The 14,959-nt window shown below is 38.2% G+C and carries 15 protein-coding genes; 14 read left to right on the top strand and 1 reads right to left on the bottom strand.

The window, feature by feature from the left end; all coding sequences use genetic code 11:
- Window positions 1-265 precede the first annotated feature (265 nt).
- Entirely contained in the window at window positions 266-805 is a 540-nt protein-coding gene (locus ASE01S_RS12260; protein ID WP_373277955.1) for a superoxide dismutase family protein, read from the top strand.
- A gap of 138 nt (window positions 806-943) precedes the next feature.
- Here ASE01S_RS12260 and ASE01S_RS12255 read toward each other — a convergent pair whose 3' ends face one another.
- Window positions 944-1,660 (bottom strand): class I SAM-dependent methyltransferase, encoded by a 717-nt coding sequence (locus ASE01S_RS12255; protein ID WP_083512134.1) that lies wholly within the window; start codon window positions 1,658-1,660, stop codon window positions 944-946.
- Between the two features lie 747 nt (window positions 1,661-2,407).
- Between ASE01S_RS12255 and ASE01S_RS12245 the strand changes: the two genes are divergently transcribed.
- The 13 genes from ASE01S_RS12245 (at window position 2,408) to ASE01S_RS12190 (ending at window position 14,833) form a co-directional block, all read left to right on the top strand.
- Window positions 2,408-2,653, top strand: a complete 246-nt coding sequence (locus ASE01S_RS12245) for a spore gernimation protein GerQ (RefSeq protein ID WP_067842757.1) — start codon at window positions 2,408-2,410, stop codon at window positions 2,651-2,653.
- A gap of 14 nt (window positions 2,654-2,667) precedes the next feature.
- The gene (locus tag ASE01S_RS12240; RefSeq protein WP_067842754.1) at window positions 2,668-3,036 is read left to right on the top strand and encodes a spore coat protein; all 369 of its coding nucleotides are present in this window, start codon (window positions 2,668-2,670) and stop codon (window positions 3,034-3,036) included.
- A 20-nt stretch (window positions 3,037-3,056) separates the two neighbouring features.
- On the top strand, window positions 3,057-4,193 hold the full coding sequence (locus ASE01S_RS12235; RefSeq protein ID WP_067842751.1) for a zinc-dependent alcohol dehydrogenase: 1,137 nt from the start codon (window positions 3,057-3,059) through the stop codon (window positions 4,191-4,193).
- Between the two features lie 16 nt (window positions 4,194-4,209).
- On the top strand, window positions 4,210-4,437 hold the full coding sequence (locus tag ASE01S_RS12230) for a hypothetical protein (RefSeq protein ID WP_067842748.1): 228 nt from the start codon (window positions 4,210-4,212) through the stop codon (window positions 4,435-4,437).
- On the top strand, window positions 4,421-4,720 hold the full coding sequence (locus tag ASE01S_RS12225; RefSeq protein WP_067842745.1) for a spore coat protein: 300 nt from the start codon (window positions 4,421-4,423) through the stop codon (window positions 4,718-4,720). Before ASE01S_RS12230 ends, ASE01S_RS12225 begins: the two co-directional genes overlap by 17 nt.
- A gap of 385 nt (window positions 4,721-5,105) precedes the next feature.
- Window positions 5,106-6,350 (top strand): MerR family transcriptional regulator, encoded by a 1,245-nt coding sequence (locus tag ASE01S_RS12220; protein ID WP_067842743.1) that lies wholly within the window; start codon window positions 5,106-5,108, stop codon window positions 6,348-6,350.
- A gap of 211 nt (window positions 6,351-6,561) precedes the next feature.
- Window positions 6,562-7,836, top strand: coding sequence for an MFS transporter (locus tag ASE01S_RS12215; protein WP_169793108.1), 1,275 nt, complete (start codon window positions 6,562-6,564; stop codon window positions 7,834-7,836).
- Window positions 7,837-8,798: 962 nt separating this feature from the next.
- Complete coding sequence (gene skfA / locus ASE01S_RS15585; RefSeq protein WP_083512133.1) at window positions 8,799-8,975, top strand: sporulation killing factor; 177 nt, start codon at window positions 8,799-8,801, stop codon at window positions 8,973-8,975.
- 228 nt (window positions 8,976-9,203) lie between these two features.
- Window positions 9,204-10,397 carry a sporulation killing factor system radical SAM maturase gene (skfB, locus tag ASE01S_RS12210; RefSeq protein ID WP_245630374.1) on the top strand — a complete coding sequence of 398 codons (1,194 nt, stop codon included), beginning with the start codon at window positions 9,204-9,206 and terminating at the stop codon, window positions 10,395-10,397.
- 16 nt (window positions 10,398-10,413) lie between these two features.
- On the top strand, window positions 10,414-11,907 hold the full coding sequence (locus tag ASE01S_RS12205) for a CPBP family intramembrane glutamic endopeptidase (RefSeq protein WP_067842736.1): 1,494 nt from the start codon (window positions 10,414-10,416) through the stop codon (window positions 11,905-11,907).
- 19 nt (window positions 11,908-11,926) lie between these two features.
- On the top strand, window positions 11,927-12,646 hold the full coding sequence (locus ASE01S_RS12200) for an ABC transporter ATP-binding protein (protein WP_067842733.1): 720 nt from the start codon (window positions 11,927-11,929) through the stop codon (window positions 12,644-12,646).
- A complete protein-coding gene (gene skfF / locus ASE01S_RS12195; protein WP_067842730.1) occupies window positions 12,639-14,138 on the top strand; it encodes a sporulation killing factor system integral membrane protein in 1,500 nt (499 codons plus the stop codon). The genes ASE01S_RS12200 and skfF overlap by 8 nt, the downstream gene beginning before the upstream one ends.
- Before the next feature lie 299 nt (window positions 14,139-14,437).
- Window positions 14,438-14,833: a TlpA disulfide reductase family protein gene (locus ASE01S_RS12190; RefSeq protein ID WP_067842727.1), complete on the top strand. Its 396-nt coding sequence runs from the start codon at window positions 14,438-14,440 to the stop codon at window positions 14,831-14,833.
- Window positions 14,834-14,959: the final 126 nt, after the last annotated feature.

Raw genomic sequence — 14,959 nt, 5'->3', positions numbered from 1 at the left:
TATGCTGTCAACAAATAAGTCCTCATATAGGCTTTATGTTTTCCAAATAACAGATTAAGCTTTTGCAAAGCTCAATCGTTTGATTTGACATTTTTGTTAACTTAGCTAGTAAGCGCGCTAAAAAGTGAGAATTAGATTTTGGTGATTATTGTTTAAATTTGGGATGGTTTGTGAAAGCTAGTGATGAAAACGAATCAATCTTGAAAAGGAGTCAGGATAAATGAGTAAAGGATTGCGTATTTTATTAGCTTCAATCCTAGTGATTATGGTGCTCTCTGCTTGTGGAACGACAGAAAATAACCAAAAAGAAGATGAGTTAGACGATGAAGCTGTTGAAACCAATGCAGCACCAGAAGAGGTACTTGTTGAGCTAATGAATAGTGAAGGACAAATCGTTGCAACAGCCGAACTGACAGAAAAAGAAGCTGGCGGTGTTCGTATTGTCTTAAAAGGAGAGAATTTACCACCTGGTGAACACGGGTTTCACATTCATGAATTTGGCCAATGTGTTCCACCAGATTTTGAGTCAGCGGGAGCTCATTATAATCCAACAGATAGTAAGCATGGATTTTTACATCCTGAAGGCCCTCATGCAGGTGATTTGAAGAATATCATGGTCAATGAAGATGGCACGGTTTACGCTGAGGTAGACGCCCCGATGGTAACGTTAAGTCCCGATGGTGAAAATACACTATTTACCGAAGAAGGCACCTCTTTAATTATTCATGCTGATCCAGATGATTATAAGTCTCAACCTTCCGGTAATGCAGGTGATCGAATAGCGTGTGGTGTGATCGGAGAATAACGGAAATTAAGATTGGCTGTGTTTTTACTCAACATAACATTGAAGAAGATTCACCAACCTCATTTACCAACGATCTAGTCTAAGGTAAATGAGGTTTTTTGTCTTTAATTATCACCCCAACTTAATAGCTTGCTCAAATTATTTCATACAAATAAAAATATTGTAGTCCCAAATGTCCTGATACTTTAAGGTCATTTGATAATGTTGATCCATTATCTCGTTTATTTTTGGTTTAATATTGGTTGAAATATTAAATTCAGGGATGGAATCGTACGGCTTTATTAATTGCGGTTTTCGAATATGGATAGTTTTAAATCCAGCCTGTCTAAAATCATTTACCCAATCCTTTTCAGCAGGAATCGAATTAAACCCGTAAAATTCAGTAAGCTCTGCTTGTAAAGCTGGCGACAGCGCTTGGTTAACGGTAAGCTCATTTGCTATTAACTGACCGTCATGCTTGAGCAATCGAAAAATTTCGCTAAGGGCTGTCGGTTTATTTACAAAGGAGAGGACAGATTCAGAAAGGATCAGGTCAAACTGATGATCTGGCAGTGGTATCTTTTCAATTGAGCAGTGTAGAATGTCAATCGAAAGTTGGTCCTGTTTTATTCTTGCTTTAGCCTTTTCGACCATAGTCGAATTCACATCAATGCCTGTGATGTTTGCCCGATATTTTTTTGCTAAATAAGCGACCGTTTGCCCTGTCCCACATCCCACATCTAGGATAGAGGTATTTCTGTTAATGTTCTGATTAATAAACAGCTCCTTAGTTAGCTCAAATCCACCAGGATGAGCGCCTCCAACACCAAATGTTGCGATCAAATCCAGGTATTTAGAGTTTCGGATCAAAATCACCCTCTTCAAAACGATTATTTATCGCAGTGTAACTGGCTGGGGCTGCGATTACTCGCCCCATCGAAGGGCTTTTGTAAGCCTCCCACTACAAATAAGGGAACACGTCATGTCTAAGTGGGAGATCCAACAGCCAGTAACGGCTCGATTGGTTCAACTAACGTTCAGGGTGGGAGAGGAAGCTGATTAAGTTCGCGACGTCGTGTCGCAACGTCTGCACGCGCACATCCTATCCGTCGAAATCCCCACTGAACGAAGTTTCATTTTATAAGTATGAGAGGCTAAGGAGGGGAGTGACATATCGAGTGAAATATAGCTGATCTGCGTTTGAATTTTTTTGAAATTGTAGGTTTTTATCGCAGTGTAACTGGCTGGGGCTGCGATTACTCGCCCCATCGAAGGGCTTTTGTAAGCCTCCCGCTTCAAGGGGAACACGTCATGTCTAAGTGGGAGATCCAACAGCCGGTAACGGCCCGATTGGTTCAACTAACGCTCAGTGTGGGAGAGAGGAAGCTGCGCCGTCGTGTCGCAACGTCTGCACGCGCACATCCTATCCGTCGAACCCCCACTGAACGAAGTTTCCCTTTATCTGGGGATCTGGTGCCGTTAAAATCAATGAGCCCACCTTGATGACAAAAAATTTCATTTTTTTCTGTGTTTATGTAAGATTTTTAATCGTTAAAGAATGATGTCGTTCCTTTATTGCATACTACTACTATACTGAACTAATCATTAAAGGAGTGAACTAGAATGAACCATCAAACTTTAGCTGCCCATGAAGCGGTTGACTTACATGAAATTGTTAACTTTAAAACACTATGTTTAGCAAAATCAAAATTAATGCAAGGATTGGTCTTTGATGAAGATTTGAAAAAGCTGATGCAGAAAGATGTTGAACAATCAATTCAATCACTTAAAGAGCTGCAGGTTATTTATCAGCGAGCTCCTTTTAAAGCCTCTGTTCCTCAAAGCCGTCCAATCCCGACTATCAATTGAAGGAAGGTTAGACAATGAATAATGATTACTTAGATCCTATAAATGCGTTAAATATGCCTGAGCTTGCGGATACAACATTTGCAATGGATTTTCTACTCCGGACAAAGGAAGGCGTTAGAAATTTAGCTGTAGCTTTAACAGAATCCTCCTCCCCGGCAGTGAGAGCACTTTTACGCGAACAGTTAATGCAAGGAATTGCTTTACACCAAGAGATTACCGAGCTGATGATCCGTAAGAAATGGTTCCATCCCTATGAGCTACGAGAACAATATCAATTAGATCAGCTCTCTGCAAATAATGCAATAAAAATAGGTCAAATGGATCTGTTCCCAGACGACACCAATAGAAAAGGAATGTTTGATCGGACCCCTGACGAACATTAACAATAAAGAGGTGGATGAACATGAAGGCAGTAACCTATCAGGGCATAAAAAATATTGAAGTAAAAGAAGTTGAAGACCCAAAGATCCTGAAGCCAGATGACATGATTGTCAAAGTGACGAGTACGGCTATTTGTGGTTCTGATCTACATTTGATTCATGGTATGATCCCTAATTTGCATGAAGACTATGTAATTGGTCATGAACCTGTCGGTATTGTCGAAGAAGTGGGATCAGAAGTGACTAAGGTTAAAAAAGGTGACCGAGTCATCATTCCATTTAATATCGCCTGTGGAGAGTGTCACTACTGTCAAAACCATTTAGAAAGTCAATGTGATACAGCTAATGACAATGGAGATATGGGAGCCTATTTTGGCTATTCAGGTTCAACGGGTAATTATCCAGGCGGACAAGCCGAATATTTAAGAGTCCCTTTTGCTAACTATACACATTTCAAAATTCCAGAAGACTGTGAAGAACCTGATGAGAAGCTAACCGTTATTTCTGATGCAATGACCACAGGATTTTGGAGTGTTGATAACGCTGGAGTGAAAAAAGGCGATACTGTCATTGTCCTTGGCTGTGGACCAGTTGGGTTATTTGCTCAAAAATTTTGTTGGTTAAAAGGAGCAAACCGTGTAATTGCTGTAGACTATGTCGATTATCGATTACAGCATGCTAAACGTACGAACAATGTGGAAGTTATCAATTTTGAGAACTTTGAAAATACCGGTATGTACCTAAAGGAAATAACACAAGGTGGAGCGGATGTAGTTATTGATGCGGTCGGAATGGATGGTAAAATGACCGATCTAGAATTTCTAGCCAGTGGTCTTAAACTTCATAGTGGAGCATTTAGCGCATTTATCATGGCTACACAGGCCGTTCGTAAAGGCGGAACCATTCAAGTGACAGGTATTTATGGCGGAAGATATAATGGGTTTCCGATGGGGGATATTATGAATCGTAATGTTAATATCCGTACGGGACAAGCCCCCGTTATTCACTATATGCCAGAGATGTTTGAACTTGTCACAGCGGGGACCATAGACCCTGGCGATGTAGTTAGCCATGTACTTCCACTTAGCGAAGCGAAGCATGGCTATAACATCTTTGATACAAAAGTTGATAATTGTATAAAAGTTGTCTTAAAACCTTAGGAAAGGAGAGCAAAGCATGAATTATGCCTTACATGAAGTACTTGAAGTCCAAGAGCTAACAGCGTTTAAAACAGCGTGTTTAACCAAATCAAAAACGATGAAGGCCTTAGTGTCCGATCAAAAGTTAAAAGATATCATGCAGCAAGATGTAGACTTATCCACACGCCAGTTACAGGAGTTTGAAGCTATTTTATCAAATGTAAGCAAAAATCAGGAGATGATTGATTATGAATCCAATAATTGAGAAATTAACGGGTATGGATGCGTTAACGGATCAAGTCATTGCAACAGATTTATTGATTTCAGCTAAAAGCGGTGTGAGGAATTATGCAATGGCCGTTACCGAAGCAGGGACCGCTGAGGTAAAAGAGATTTTAATACGTCATTTAGAGGAAGCGCTTGTTATGCATGAGCAAATTTCAAACTATATGATCGAAAAGGGTTGGTACCACGCATGGAATACAAGTGAACAAATTGATTTAAAATTGCAAAATATTAAAACAGCATTGAAATTACCTACCCTATAAACAAGTAAGGAGCAGTTTGCTATCCATCACAACTGTTCCTTTATTTTTATTTATCGGCAATAACAACTCGGGTCTGTCGATATCGGTAGTCATTTTTCCCCTTTTCCTTCAGATCTTAACCTGTCCCTTCCTTATCACACTAAATTAATGAAGTAAGTAATAGGAAAGCACCCTGTGCTATAATAAAATAACGAGCTAACTTCATTCAGCAGAAGTCTCCCATCTGTAAGTGGTGAGATTGATTCAGAGGGGTAAGACCCCAGTTGAATGAAGTTAAAGTCTCCGGTAGATGCCACAGATATTCAGCGGGAATTTATCCGAGCGAAGCTTGATAAAATCTGGGCGCGCAAATATGCCAAGGCGCATTTAAGAGTAGGGTGACTATATGAAAATCGGAGCCTTTTCTAAACGTAATAATATTACTATTGATACAATCCGTCATTATATGGAGCTTGGCTTAATTTTGCCTGAAAAAAAGGGCGGGCAATATCATTTTGATAACCGATGTCAGCAAGATATCAATGATATTCTGAGCTTTAAAAACATGGGTTTTACTTTAAATGAAATAAAGACAATTTTTAAATATAGGAAGCTTGGCAAATTCTCATCATATCAAAAGGATGAATATTATCGCAACTTGTTCACGAGTAAATTAAAGACATTGAATGAGGATCTTAAAACGTTAAACCAATATAAAAACAATATTGAGTTAAAATTAAAGGAATGGAAAATTGCTGACCAGGAAGATCAAGCTCACAGTTTAGGGATTGACCTAAAGACGCTCGATGTATTGAACTGTCAGCACTGCTCCAATCAGCTTGACCTTACTCAAGGTAATGTGGTCAATGGCCAAATTATTAGCGGAAAGCTAACCTGTCCATGTGGTAAAACATACACCATTGATTCGGGAATCTTCATTGATCCAACCCAAACCATAAATGATCATAATGAGCAAGAATATAACCGCTTTTTGAGTGAGTATATTCAATTAACGGACTCATCGTATATAGATAATTTGAATATAGGAATAGAATGGGGCTATAAAAAACTAACCTCAGCTGATTTAAAGGGGAAAATATTATTGGAGCTCGGTACAGGACTTGGCTTCTTTTTAAGAAATATTTATACAGATTTGCCTGATGATTGTCTGTACATTGCCGTTGACCATAACATTTATCGACTAAGGTTTGTTAAAGAGCTATTGGAAAGATCGAAGCTGAGTAAGAGGGTTCTATTTATTTGTTCTGACTTTTTAAACATACCTATAAGAAACAAAGTGGTTGACTTTTTACTCGATTTCACAGGAACAAGCAATTATAGCTTTGAGCACAAAGAGTTTTTACTAAATTATACAGACAAATATGTAAAAGATAACTCTAGTTTATATGGTGGCTACATTCTATTTAAGCATTTTAATGTCAATAGCTTAATACAGGAAGAGTATCGGAGCAACTTTATTTTAGAAAACATAAAAGCTTCAATTAGCCAATTAAACTATCAATTAAAGAGTGAACAGCAGTCGGATTATATTGAAAAAGGCGGAAAATATGAGAACTATTTTGTTGAGGGCGAAAAGGTATATCTATATTACTATTATGGCGTGAGGTCATTAAGCGATGGCTTAGACTAATAGATGTATTACAGGTTTTACCGAAAAACATAAAATCTACTCCATTGCTGTCTTTAGCGGAATGCCATGACGATGAGTAAAATATTGAAGGATAGGGTTAACCCTATCTTTTTTATTTTTTTCCTTAAAAATTGATTAAATGAGTTATTGATGTTGGCATTAGGCTATCTTGTAAAATCAAGTTACGTAAGAGCAACTAGGAGTGATGAATATGCCAACATTTATGCAAGTTAATAAAGGTGAGCTAAGCAATATCGCCCTGTTTTCACTAGGGAAATTTGTTTCGGTATTGGGTCATGCGATTTATACCTTTGCTATTGGTTTATACGTGCTGCAATTGACAGACTCGGGTTTAAGCTTCGCCACGACATTAGTTTTAGGTACGATTCCTATGGTCATGATAAATCCTTTTGCGGGGGTTTTAGCAGATCGCATCGATAAAAAGAAGCTCGTTGTTGTGATGGACTTGACTAACGGTGTTCTGTTTATCGTCATGTTTGTCATTAGCTCTGTTTGGGGGCTAAGCCTAGCTATGGTGTATACCAGCACATTTCTGATCTCGATTGTGACAACGGTATTTTCAGTTAGTATCGAGATTGCCAAACCCAATCTCGTATCAGGCAGAAATTTAATTAATCTTAACGCTATCAGCAAAATAATCGACTCTGTGTCAACCATTTTAGCTCCAATGATCGGGGGACTAATCTATGCATTATTTGATATTAAATTGTTCATATTGTTTTGTGGTGTATCCTATCTGTTATCTAGTATTTCAGAAATCTTTATTGACTTTGATTACAATCATGCGAGTCGGACTAAGCAAAGCAAGCAGGCTAAATTTGTCGAGGATTTAAAAGAGGGGTTCAATTATATTTCGAAGACAGGATGGCTGTTAAAAGTAATCGGGGTCTTTGTCTGTCTGAATTTTTTTATTGGGTTAACCATTAATGTCCCGTTGCCTTTTATTCTTAATCAAATACTGGAGCTAAGTTCGGAGCACTATGGGATTATTCAGAGTGGCTTTCCAATTGGGATGATTATGGGTGCGCTAATAGTAAAAAAAGTAAGAGAGCGGTTAGCTTATGATCAATTGTTAAAGCATATAAGTATTATTCTCTCTATACTGATGGGCTTGATCGGTTTCCCTTTAATGTTTGTAGGTCAAATCTATGATAGTTTCTACCTTTTATACTATAGTCTCGTAACTGTCATGCTAGGCTTCTGTTTAGCATTGATAGATATTTTATTATTTTATCAGCTCCAAACGACCATACCTGAAGCCTATAGAGGTAGAGTGATCAGTATTGGTATAGCACTGGCTAAGCTTGTTTTACCGTTAGGTTTAATTTTATCGGGAAGTCTCGTAAATCGATTACCGGCTGCAGTTCTACCTATGCTCGGAGGAAGCGGCTTTTTTATTATTAATCTATTGATGTTTAGACGGACATCCTCTGATCGAAAGGTTAATGAGCATAATAGTGGCTAAAGTGTAGTGTTATTATCAAAATTTCATCCATTTTACTGAAACATAGGTATTGGCGGAAATGTCTGTTAGCCGCATCGTCTTTCTTTTCCTCTAGAAAGGATAACAAATACATGCCAACTAGTTATTTATTGAAACGAGGAACGATTATGAACTTCAATCCTAGCGAACTCTGTTTCCGCAACCAGAATCAACGCTAAAATTATATTATATTTTTACGAGGTGCAGCCTTACTATCTGTATTTTGAAATGAGTGATCCAATCCCTGCCATAAAAAAATAGGTGATTAGAGTAATTAATAAATGCGTAATTTGTATAGTTTCAACTCCAATCAAACCCAAAAATCCAAGTGTTACAAAAAATAATATTAAAAATATCTGTGAAGCATATGCCCATAATTTCAATACATTATTTGTAGTACGCTCATCAGTATGGGGGGTTTTATCCGATTTTACATACACCATAATAATATTAATCAAAATCAATATTATTGCACTAGTCATGGTTCCCAATAAAAAAATACAATGTCAATTCATATTTTTGTACATTTTATTAATAATCAGGGAATTAAATGTTAAATTGTTAATAATATGTGACAGACAACAATAGACATTTAGTGAGATTATTGCTCTACCAATAATGATCTACAGGGTGTTAGGTTATTCCTAATATAGCTTACCATTTGATGCAGTGTCCTTTTTCTATCAACATTTACCCAGCTATCATACTCATCAACTAAATAAAGTGGTATCTCGTAAGCGAGATTGTTACCATTGGTCCCATTCCATTTTCAATAAACTCAACAAACAAAACATCCCAGACTAGCTTCTTAGGCTTATTTTTCAGCACCATTTGGAAAAATCCTTATCCCATTAATTGATCAATAAAATATCATATTGCCAATGTATTAACATATAATGGTAGGGAAATCATTTGATTGACAATCTTAATAGGGAGGTGTGAGGATGACACAACAGGTTAAGGATGAAAAGGCTTGGGAAGCGACCCATTCAGCAGCACAAACAACGGATTCAAGACCGTTAGTCAAAACAGTGGGCTGTGTTGCATGCTGGGCTTCTAAAATAATTTCACTGACTCAAGCTTGCTGGCCACCACTCGATCCTGCCACCACTACGCTGTAACGTTTAACCTCATTGAGCACAAGTCTCCCACTGCTAGAAGTGGTGAGATGCTACTTACTTGTATTTCATTCAGCTGGGGTATAAACCTCGGCTGAATAAAGTTAAAGCCTTCAACGGATGCCGCAAATTTTCAGCTCGATATAATCTAGGTGTCTATGCGTCAAGGCGCGATTAGGGAGGGCACAACTAATTGTCGTCCTCCTTCAAAAAAATTAAGGAGGAATTATTTTGTCAAAAGCGAACGCACCTGAATTCTATATCCACTTACAACCTCATAGTGCATTACTTGTTGAACGAAAAAGTATGTACTATTTCAGGTTAAGTGGCGAGGCTGTTGAAATAGCGCTATTACTCGCTAAAAATAGATCCTTAGCTAAAACGGCTCAAATTTTAAGTGTCATTAAAGGAGAAACGATTACCGAACAAGATTTGGTTGCCAGGCTAGAGGCGCATCCCATAACAGAAACATGGATACATAATATGCCCTCCCTAGTGGTGACGGGGTCTACGACGTCTTATATTCCGATCAGCTGTACTCTACAACTGACAAATGGCTGTAATTTATTTTGTTCATTCTGTTTTTCTTCTTCAGGAAGACGGCTTAAAGGGGAATTAAAGCCTGAAGAATGGATTTCAATTATGCATCGGTTAGCAGCCAATGGGGTAAGTGATCTAACTTTAACCGGTGGAGAGGCTAGCTTAGTCAAAGGCTTTAAAGAGATCTTAGTCACAGCTAGTTCTTTATTTACCAACATTAGCCTCTTTTCTAATGGGTTGAACTGGAAAGATGAGGAGATTGAGCTTGTCGCTCATTTAGGTAATGTGAATGTGCAAATCAGTCTGGATGGTTCAGCAAAAATTCATGACCAATTACGAGGAAAACAAGGTGCCTTTATCGAATCTATTCATACAATAGCAAAAATGTCACAAAAGGACATTCCTGTATTAGTTGCGATGACCGTTAATCCTGAGAATTATCAATCAGTAGCAGAGGTGGTTGAGGAAAGTGTTCGTGCGGGTGCTAAGGCATTCCGAGCTGGCCTAACCTTACCTCTAGGTAGAGCAGAGGATCATGCTTTTTCGTTAACACAGGAGCAATACAAGCACGTGCAGTCTACATTAGTGGAAGCCCAGCAGAAATACCGTGATAAAATCCATCTTTATTTGTGGGATGACAACAATAATGAGGGCTGTTCAGAGTTCAGTACACCAGGCTATCTCCAATGGTATATAAGGGCGGATGGTTTGGTTACACCATGTCAAATCGAGCCAGTAGCTTTAGGGAACATCCAAACAGATTCATTAGAAAAATTAGGACAACCCTCAAGGTTATCTTCTGTCCAGCAACAAGCCAAAACATGTCGCTGTCTAGCGAAGATTGATTTTCCGGAAGAAGTAGATCTTCCGCATGCATATGTTTAGTGAAGGAGTTAAAACAATGACCGAGGCTATTATTATCGTTGCAGGAGTATTGTCGCTTTTATTGTATTGGCGCTTCAGACCGTCTAGCTATACCTCTTCATTATTATCAGAAGAGGAAGCGATTCAGATTGCCACGCAGTATATCGATCAGCTTGTTGGAGTGGATGTTAAGGACTGGAAAGTTTTTACGAGCTACTGGTATGACCAAAAAGTTATTAATCGTATGCATCAATTAAATTTGCTTGATAAATGGCGGCAGCTATTATTTGACTGGGGACTAGTAGAAGCATGGCGACTACGTTTCATTCATCAAAATAATTCAATAGCGATTAACATTAGTGCCAAAAAAGAGGTCACGTTTTTAGACACGACGATTCGGAACACAGCGCTCTTACGTGAAACTAAACCCATTATAACCACTTCAGAGGATATTGTTAGGCTGTTAAGTAGTGAAAATGACAGTGTGCTTTGGAAAAGTTTACAGACGACGGGTAAAGGTGAAAGAACAGAAGAATTAGCCAATATTAAGCAGTACTGGTACATGATTAATCAAGAAGAAGTTAGGATGAAACTGACGGTAGTCTTGTCGGATGACCGCGTCACACAAATAAGTAGTGATACAGAAATAAACACGAATGCTATTCAATCACTAGTTAGAAAGGAGTATCGAGAAAATGCCCTCAACTTAAGTAGTTTTATAGGTTCTTTAGCTGCGGTGATTGTTGCTATTTTTGTCTTTATTCATACCGAACAAGTGATCAATGCCACCAGTAGTATGGTATTGACCATCTTAATGGTTAGTTCAATCTTGTTAACAACTATAGATCATATCAAAATGAGTGTTATCCATGCATTTGATTCGAGGTTAACATTGAAATCGATCTATACGGTAGGAACGCTATCAGCTTTAGTAGGAATGATCACTTATGGCTTTCTCACCTTTCTGCTCTCTTTTGTTGGCCTAAATCTAGCTGAGCTAAATGGTAGTCTTACCTTTCAAAACATGATGACACAGTTAAGTACAGGGATAGGGGTTGGCTTGATTTGCCTATCCATCTCAGGAATATTCTTTTATCTGCTCCAACTTGGCGGTTATGTTCGTATTTCTCCTGAGTTATCTTCCCGATCGATTTTTTTATCTGGCTATCGCTATCGGCAATCATTAAGTATGTCCGTTCAAAGTGCGCTACTAGAAGAAACCATTTATCGGCTACTTGCTATTTCCTTGTTGACTTTACTATTTGATCAAACCGTTTTGGCTATCGTAATAACGTCTATTTTATGGGCATGTTTGCATCAAGGGCAGGGTTTTTCACCATCCATTTTCAGGTGTTTGCAATTAGTGATGATCGGTTTAATCTTAGGCTATATTTTTGTTCATTTTGGCTTCCTAGCTGCCTTCATTGCCCACTTTACCTATAATTTCTTAACAACATCTCTGCCTTTAATCGAATATCAATTAAGTAAATATAGAGCTACAGAATCTGTGTCAATCAATACAAATCGTTAAATGAGAGGTGATATGACTAATGCTGGAAGTAAAGAACGTAACCAAAACCTATCAGCAGGGGGAAGGGATCTTTGATCTGAGCTTTCAGGTTAGACCTGGAACGATTATGGGGGTAGTTGGTGCCAATGGTGCGGGTAAGACAACCTTATTCCGTTGTATTGCAGGGCTTTTCCAGCCCAATTCGGGGATGATAAGCATTGAAGGGGAACACCCAGGTACAGAGGCAGCTAAACATCTGACCGCTTATGTACCTGATCAGGCCTATTTGTTCCCTTCCCTTACGATTGCTGAGCATATTCAATTTAAGGCCAAGGCTTTTGGTCTTAGTAGTGAAATTGAAGAATCTGTTAGGAAAGCATTAGCTACGGTAGAGCTTACTGAATTAGCTGATCGAACGAGTGGAAGTTTATCAAAAGGGCAAAAACAAAGAGTAATGTTAGCCGCTGCCTATCTGCATCAAGCCAAGCTATATATTTTGGATGAACCAACAAATGGATTAGACATTCCTTCTAAACAATGGTTGGCAGAGTGGCTGTTGACACAAAAGGCACAGAATAAAATACTACTTGTTTCATCTCATAGTCTTGATTTTATTAAGGATGTTGCTGATCAGTGTCTATTAATAGAAAAAGGTCATTTTAAGGGAATAGATGATGTGCCACACGATAAAGCTGCTAAGCACGACTGGGGAAACCGAATTATCCAACGCTTAGGAGGGAGCGTTCGACTCTATGATTAATATCATTGATTTACAGCTGAAAATGATCAAAAAGAAACTAAAAAAGTGGTCCTACCAGTCTGGCCATGTCATGCTATTGTTGATTATTTTGTTAGTTGGTCTAGGCTCTCTTCAATATAACTTATTTGCTCGAGTAGATTACAGCCATCCATTATGGCAAGGTTGGGTCATACTAGGTTTATTACTTTTAAATGCGTTATTTGGTATGATTTCAAGCCGAATTCCTTGTCATTTACATGATATAACGTGGATTTACTCTGTCCCAAAATCAACTTTCCAAATTTTAATCGCTTTGTTTTTATCAAAAATGATCCCGCGCCTCAGTATTTGGTTGCTCTCCGCTGTTACGGTTGAATTTATCATGATTTTGTCTGGAGCTTGGAGCCATATCTTTGTTAAAGCTCTAATCTGTTATTCAATCTTTTTCGTTTTTGATCTAGTCGCGTTTGCTTTGTCTACACTAAGAGGAAATGTGAAGGCATCATCGTTCTCTACAGCGCTGATTGTAGTGCTAGGGATAGGGTTTGGGATCCTAACCTATTTTATCTTTAATGAAAATGTCCCCTCTCTATTTTCTGGTATGATCATCGAATTAGGTCAAATACTGAATGGGACACTGCACCTTAGTTCTAGTATCTTTTTAATTAGTCTGATTTCCTTCTGTCTGATTATCATCTACCTCTTCTGTGAAACACCAAAATTTAAAGAAAAGCTTGTTTTTGAAGCCGATTTTTGGTCGCAATATGAAAGCTTTAATACGCTGATTAATTCTGCGCGGGGTCAATCAAGCTATACAAGCTGGTGGGGAGGTAAGGTTTTAACGAACAGCTTCGCATTTGTTTGGTTTGAATTATTGCTATTACGAAAGGGCTATAAGAGTCTACTTTTTCACTTTATCGTTACGGTGGTGTTATCCTTCTTCTTGTTCAATATTTCACCATTGTTTTATTATGTGATGTTCACTTTTCTTATATTAGCTAATCTAGTAAGTGGTTTTGTCTCTGGGACGATACGGCATTATTACTCGGATACGCTATTAACTACACCCGGGAGTCTATTCGTAAAGGTGTTATTAATTGAATCAACATCACTTTTGCCAAACTTCTGTTCATTGATTTTATTAAATGTTATCGCCCAATATTTAGGCGTATTACCTAGCCTTTCTATCGTTATTTTGATCCATCTGCTCTTTCTCCTTTCGTTAATGATTCGTATCCATGTGTTTTCCCGCTTAATCGTTAATCGTGAGATAACGGCATGGACGTATTATAAACATGTTATAGCTTGGAGTTTGCTAACCATGATGACGGTTCTATTGATCTGTCTCTTTCCATTGAATCATAGCATGCTATTGAATACTGTAAATATTACGATCTCTATCATCTTGTTAGCGTCGATAGGCATGGCATTCCGCTTTATCCATCTATTCAATAAGCTGCAAATTACGAGGAAAGACAGCATTGCAGTGAGCCGTACTCAAACAAGCGACTAAAAGGGTGTACCCCTGATCATGTTTAGACATGATGAACAGAGTATTGAGTAGATTTTGGATATAATGAACCTCAATATAGTCGGAGTTAAGCCTACACGATGTAGGTCATGCAGACGTTAGCACAAGACGTCTTCACGTCCAATAGAATGTTAGTTTGAGCAATATCCTATTGCCTCGAGTGAATCAGGACCTTAGCGTCCGTTATCTTCTGTCTAAATAGATTTAATTCCTCTCTCCATTTTGTGGCGGGAGTTTGACAGACGGTTATCCGTGATAAAGCAGGAAGGGAGTAATGAGGTATGACAAGAGAATTAATCTTGAGTGAATTAGAGCGTCATTTTGACCTTGTAGAATCGAATCAGATTGAGATGGTTTGCTTTTGGGCCTTAAGCTGTGGACTTTGTAAACAGGTATTGGAGAAGTTATCAAATTATCGAGGTGACTCGATCATAACAGTTCATGTCCCCTTATGTGAATCTGATCATGATGATGAACAAGTCAATCATTTTTTAGATGAACATCATATATCGTTGCCCGTTTACTTTGATCGTGATCAGCAGTTTTTTTTACAAATTGAATCAATCTACCTGCCGACCTTAGTGGTATTAGATCAGGTGACTAACACCGCCACAAACATCTATTACTTAGATGAAATTGAAGCAAAAATGAAGGAGAATTTACTCAAAGCAGACTAAGTTGAGCATATAGATCAAAACTTTCGGGCGTATTGGTAAATTGAGCGAGCTGGTTTAATCGGGGAAATAGTATGTTTTCTCTGATTAAACTTACTCGCTTACTTATTTGTATAAAACAACGGGTTT

Origin of the sequence: Amphibacillus sediminis NBRC 103570, from assembly GCF_001552275.1 — a bacterium.
In the GTDB taxonomy this organism is placed as follows: domain Bacteria; phylum Bacillota; class Bacilli; order Bacillales; family Amphibacillaceae; genus Amphibacillus_B; species Amphibacillus_B sediminis.
This window is presented reverse-complemented; position numbering and strand designations above follow the sequence as displayed.

Bases quoted from the DNA above. Each gene is read 5' to 3' on its own strand.
- ASE01S_RS12230 (WP_067842748.1), top strand. From the start codon at position 4,210: ATGAATTATGCCTTACATGAAGTACTTGAAGTCCAAGAGCTAACAGCG.
- ASE01S_RS12190 (WP_067842727.1), top strand. From the start codon at position 14,438: ATGACAAGAGAATTAATCTTGAGTGAATTAGAGCGTCATTTTGACCTT.
- ASE01S_RS12200 (WP_067842733.1), top strand. From the start codon at position 11,927: ATGCTGGAAGTAAAGAACGTAACCAAAACCTATCAGCAGGGGGAAGGG.
- ASE01S_RS12220 (WP_067842743.1), top strand. From the start codon at position 5,106: ATGAAAATCGGAGCCTTTTCTAAACGTAATAATATTACTATTGATACA.
- ASE01S_RS12240 (WP_067842754.1), top strand. From the start codon at position 2,668: ATGAATAATGATTACTTAGATCCTATAAATGCGTTAAATATGCCTGAG.
- skfF (WP_067842730.1), top strand. From the start codon at position 12,639: ATGATTAATATCATTGATTTACAGCTGAAAATGATCAAAAAGAAACTA.
- ASE01S_RS12225 (WP_067842745.1), top strand. From the start codon at position 4,421: ATGAATCCAATAATTGAGAAATTAACGGGTATGGATGCGTTAACGGAT.
- ASE01S_RS12235 (WP_067842751.1), top strand. From the start codon at position 3,057: ATGAAGGCAGTAACCTATCAGGGCATAAAAAATATTGAAGTAAAAGAA.
- ASE01S_RS12245 (WP_067842757.1), top strand. From the start codon at position 2,408: ATGAACCATCAAACTTTAGCTGCCCATGAAGCGGTTGACTTACATGAA.
- ASE01S_RS12205 (WP_067842736.1), top strand. From the start codon at position 10,414: ATGACCGAGGCTATTATTATCGTTGCAGGAGTATTGTCGCTTTTATTG.
- ASE01S_RS12215 (WP_169793108.1), top strand. From the start codon at position 6,562: ATGCCAACATTTATGCAAGTTAATAAAGGTGAGCTAAGCAATATCGCC.
- skfA (WP_083512133.1), top strand. From the start codon at position 8,799: ATGACACAACAGGTTAAGGATGAAAAGGCTTGGGAAGCGACCCATTCA.
- ASE01S_RS12260 (WP_373277955.1), top strand. From the start codon at position 266: ATGGTGCTCTCTGCTTGTGGAACGACAGAAAATAACCAAAAAGAAGAT.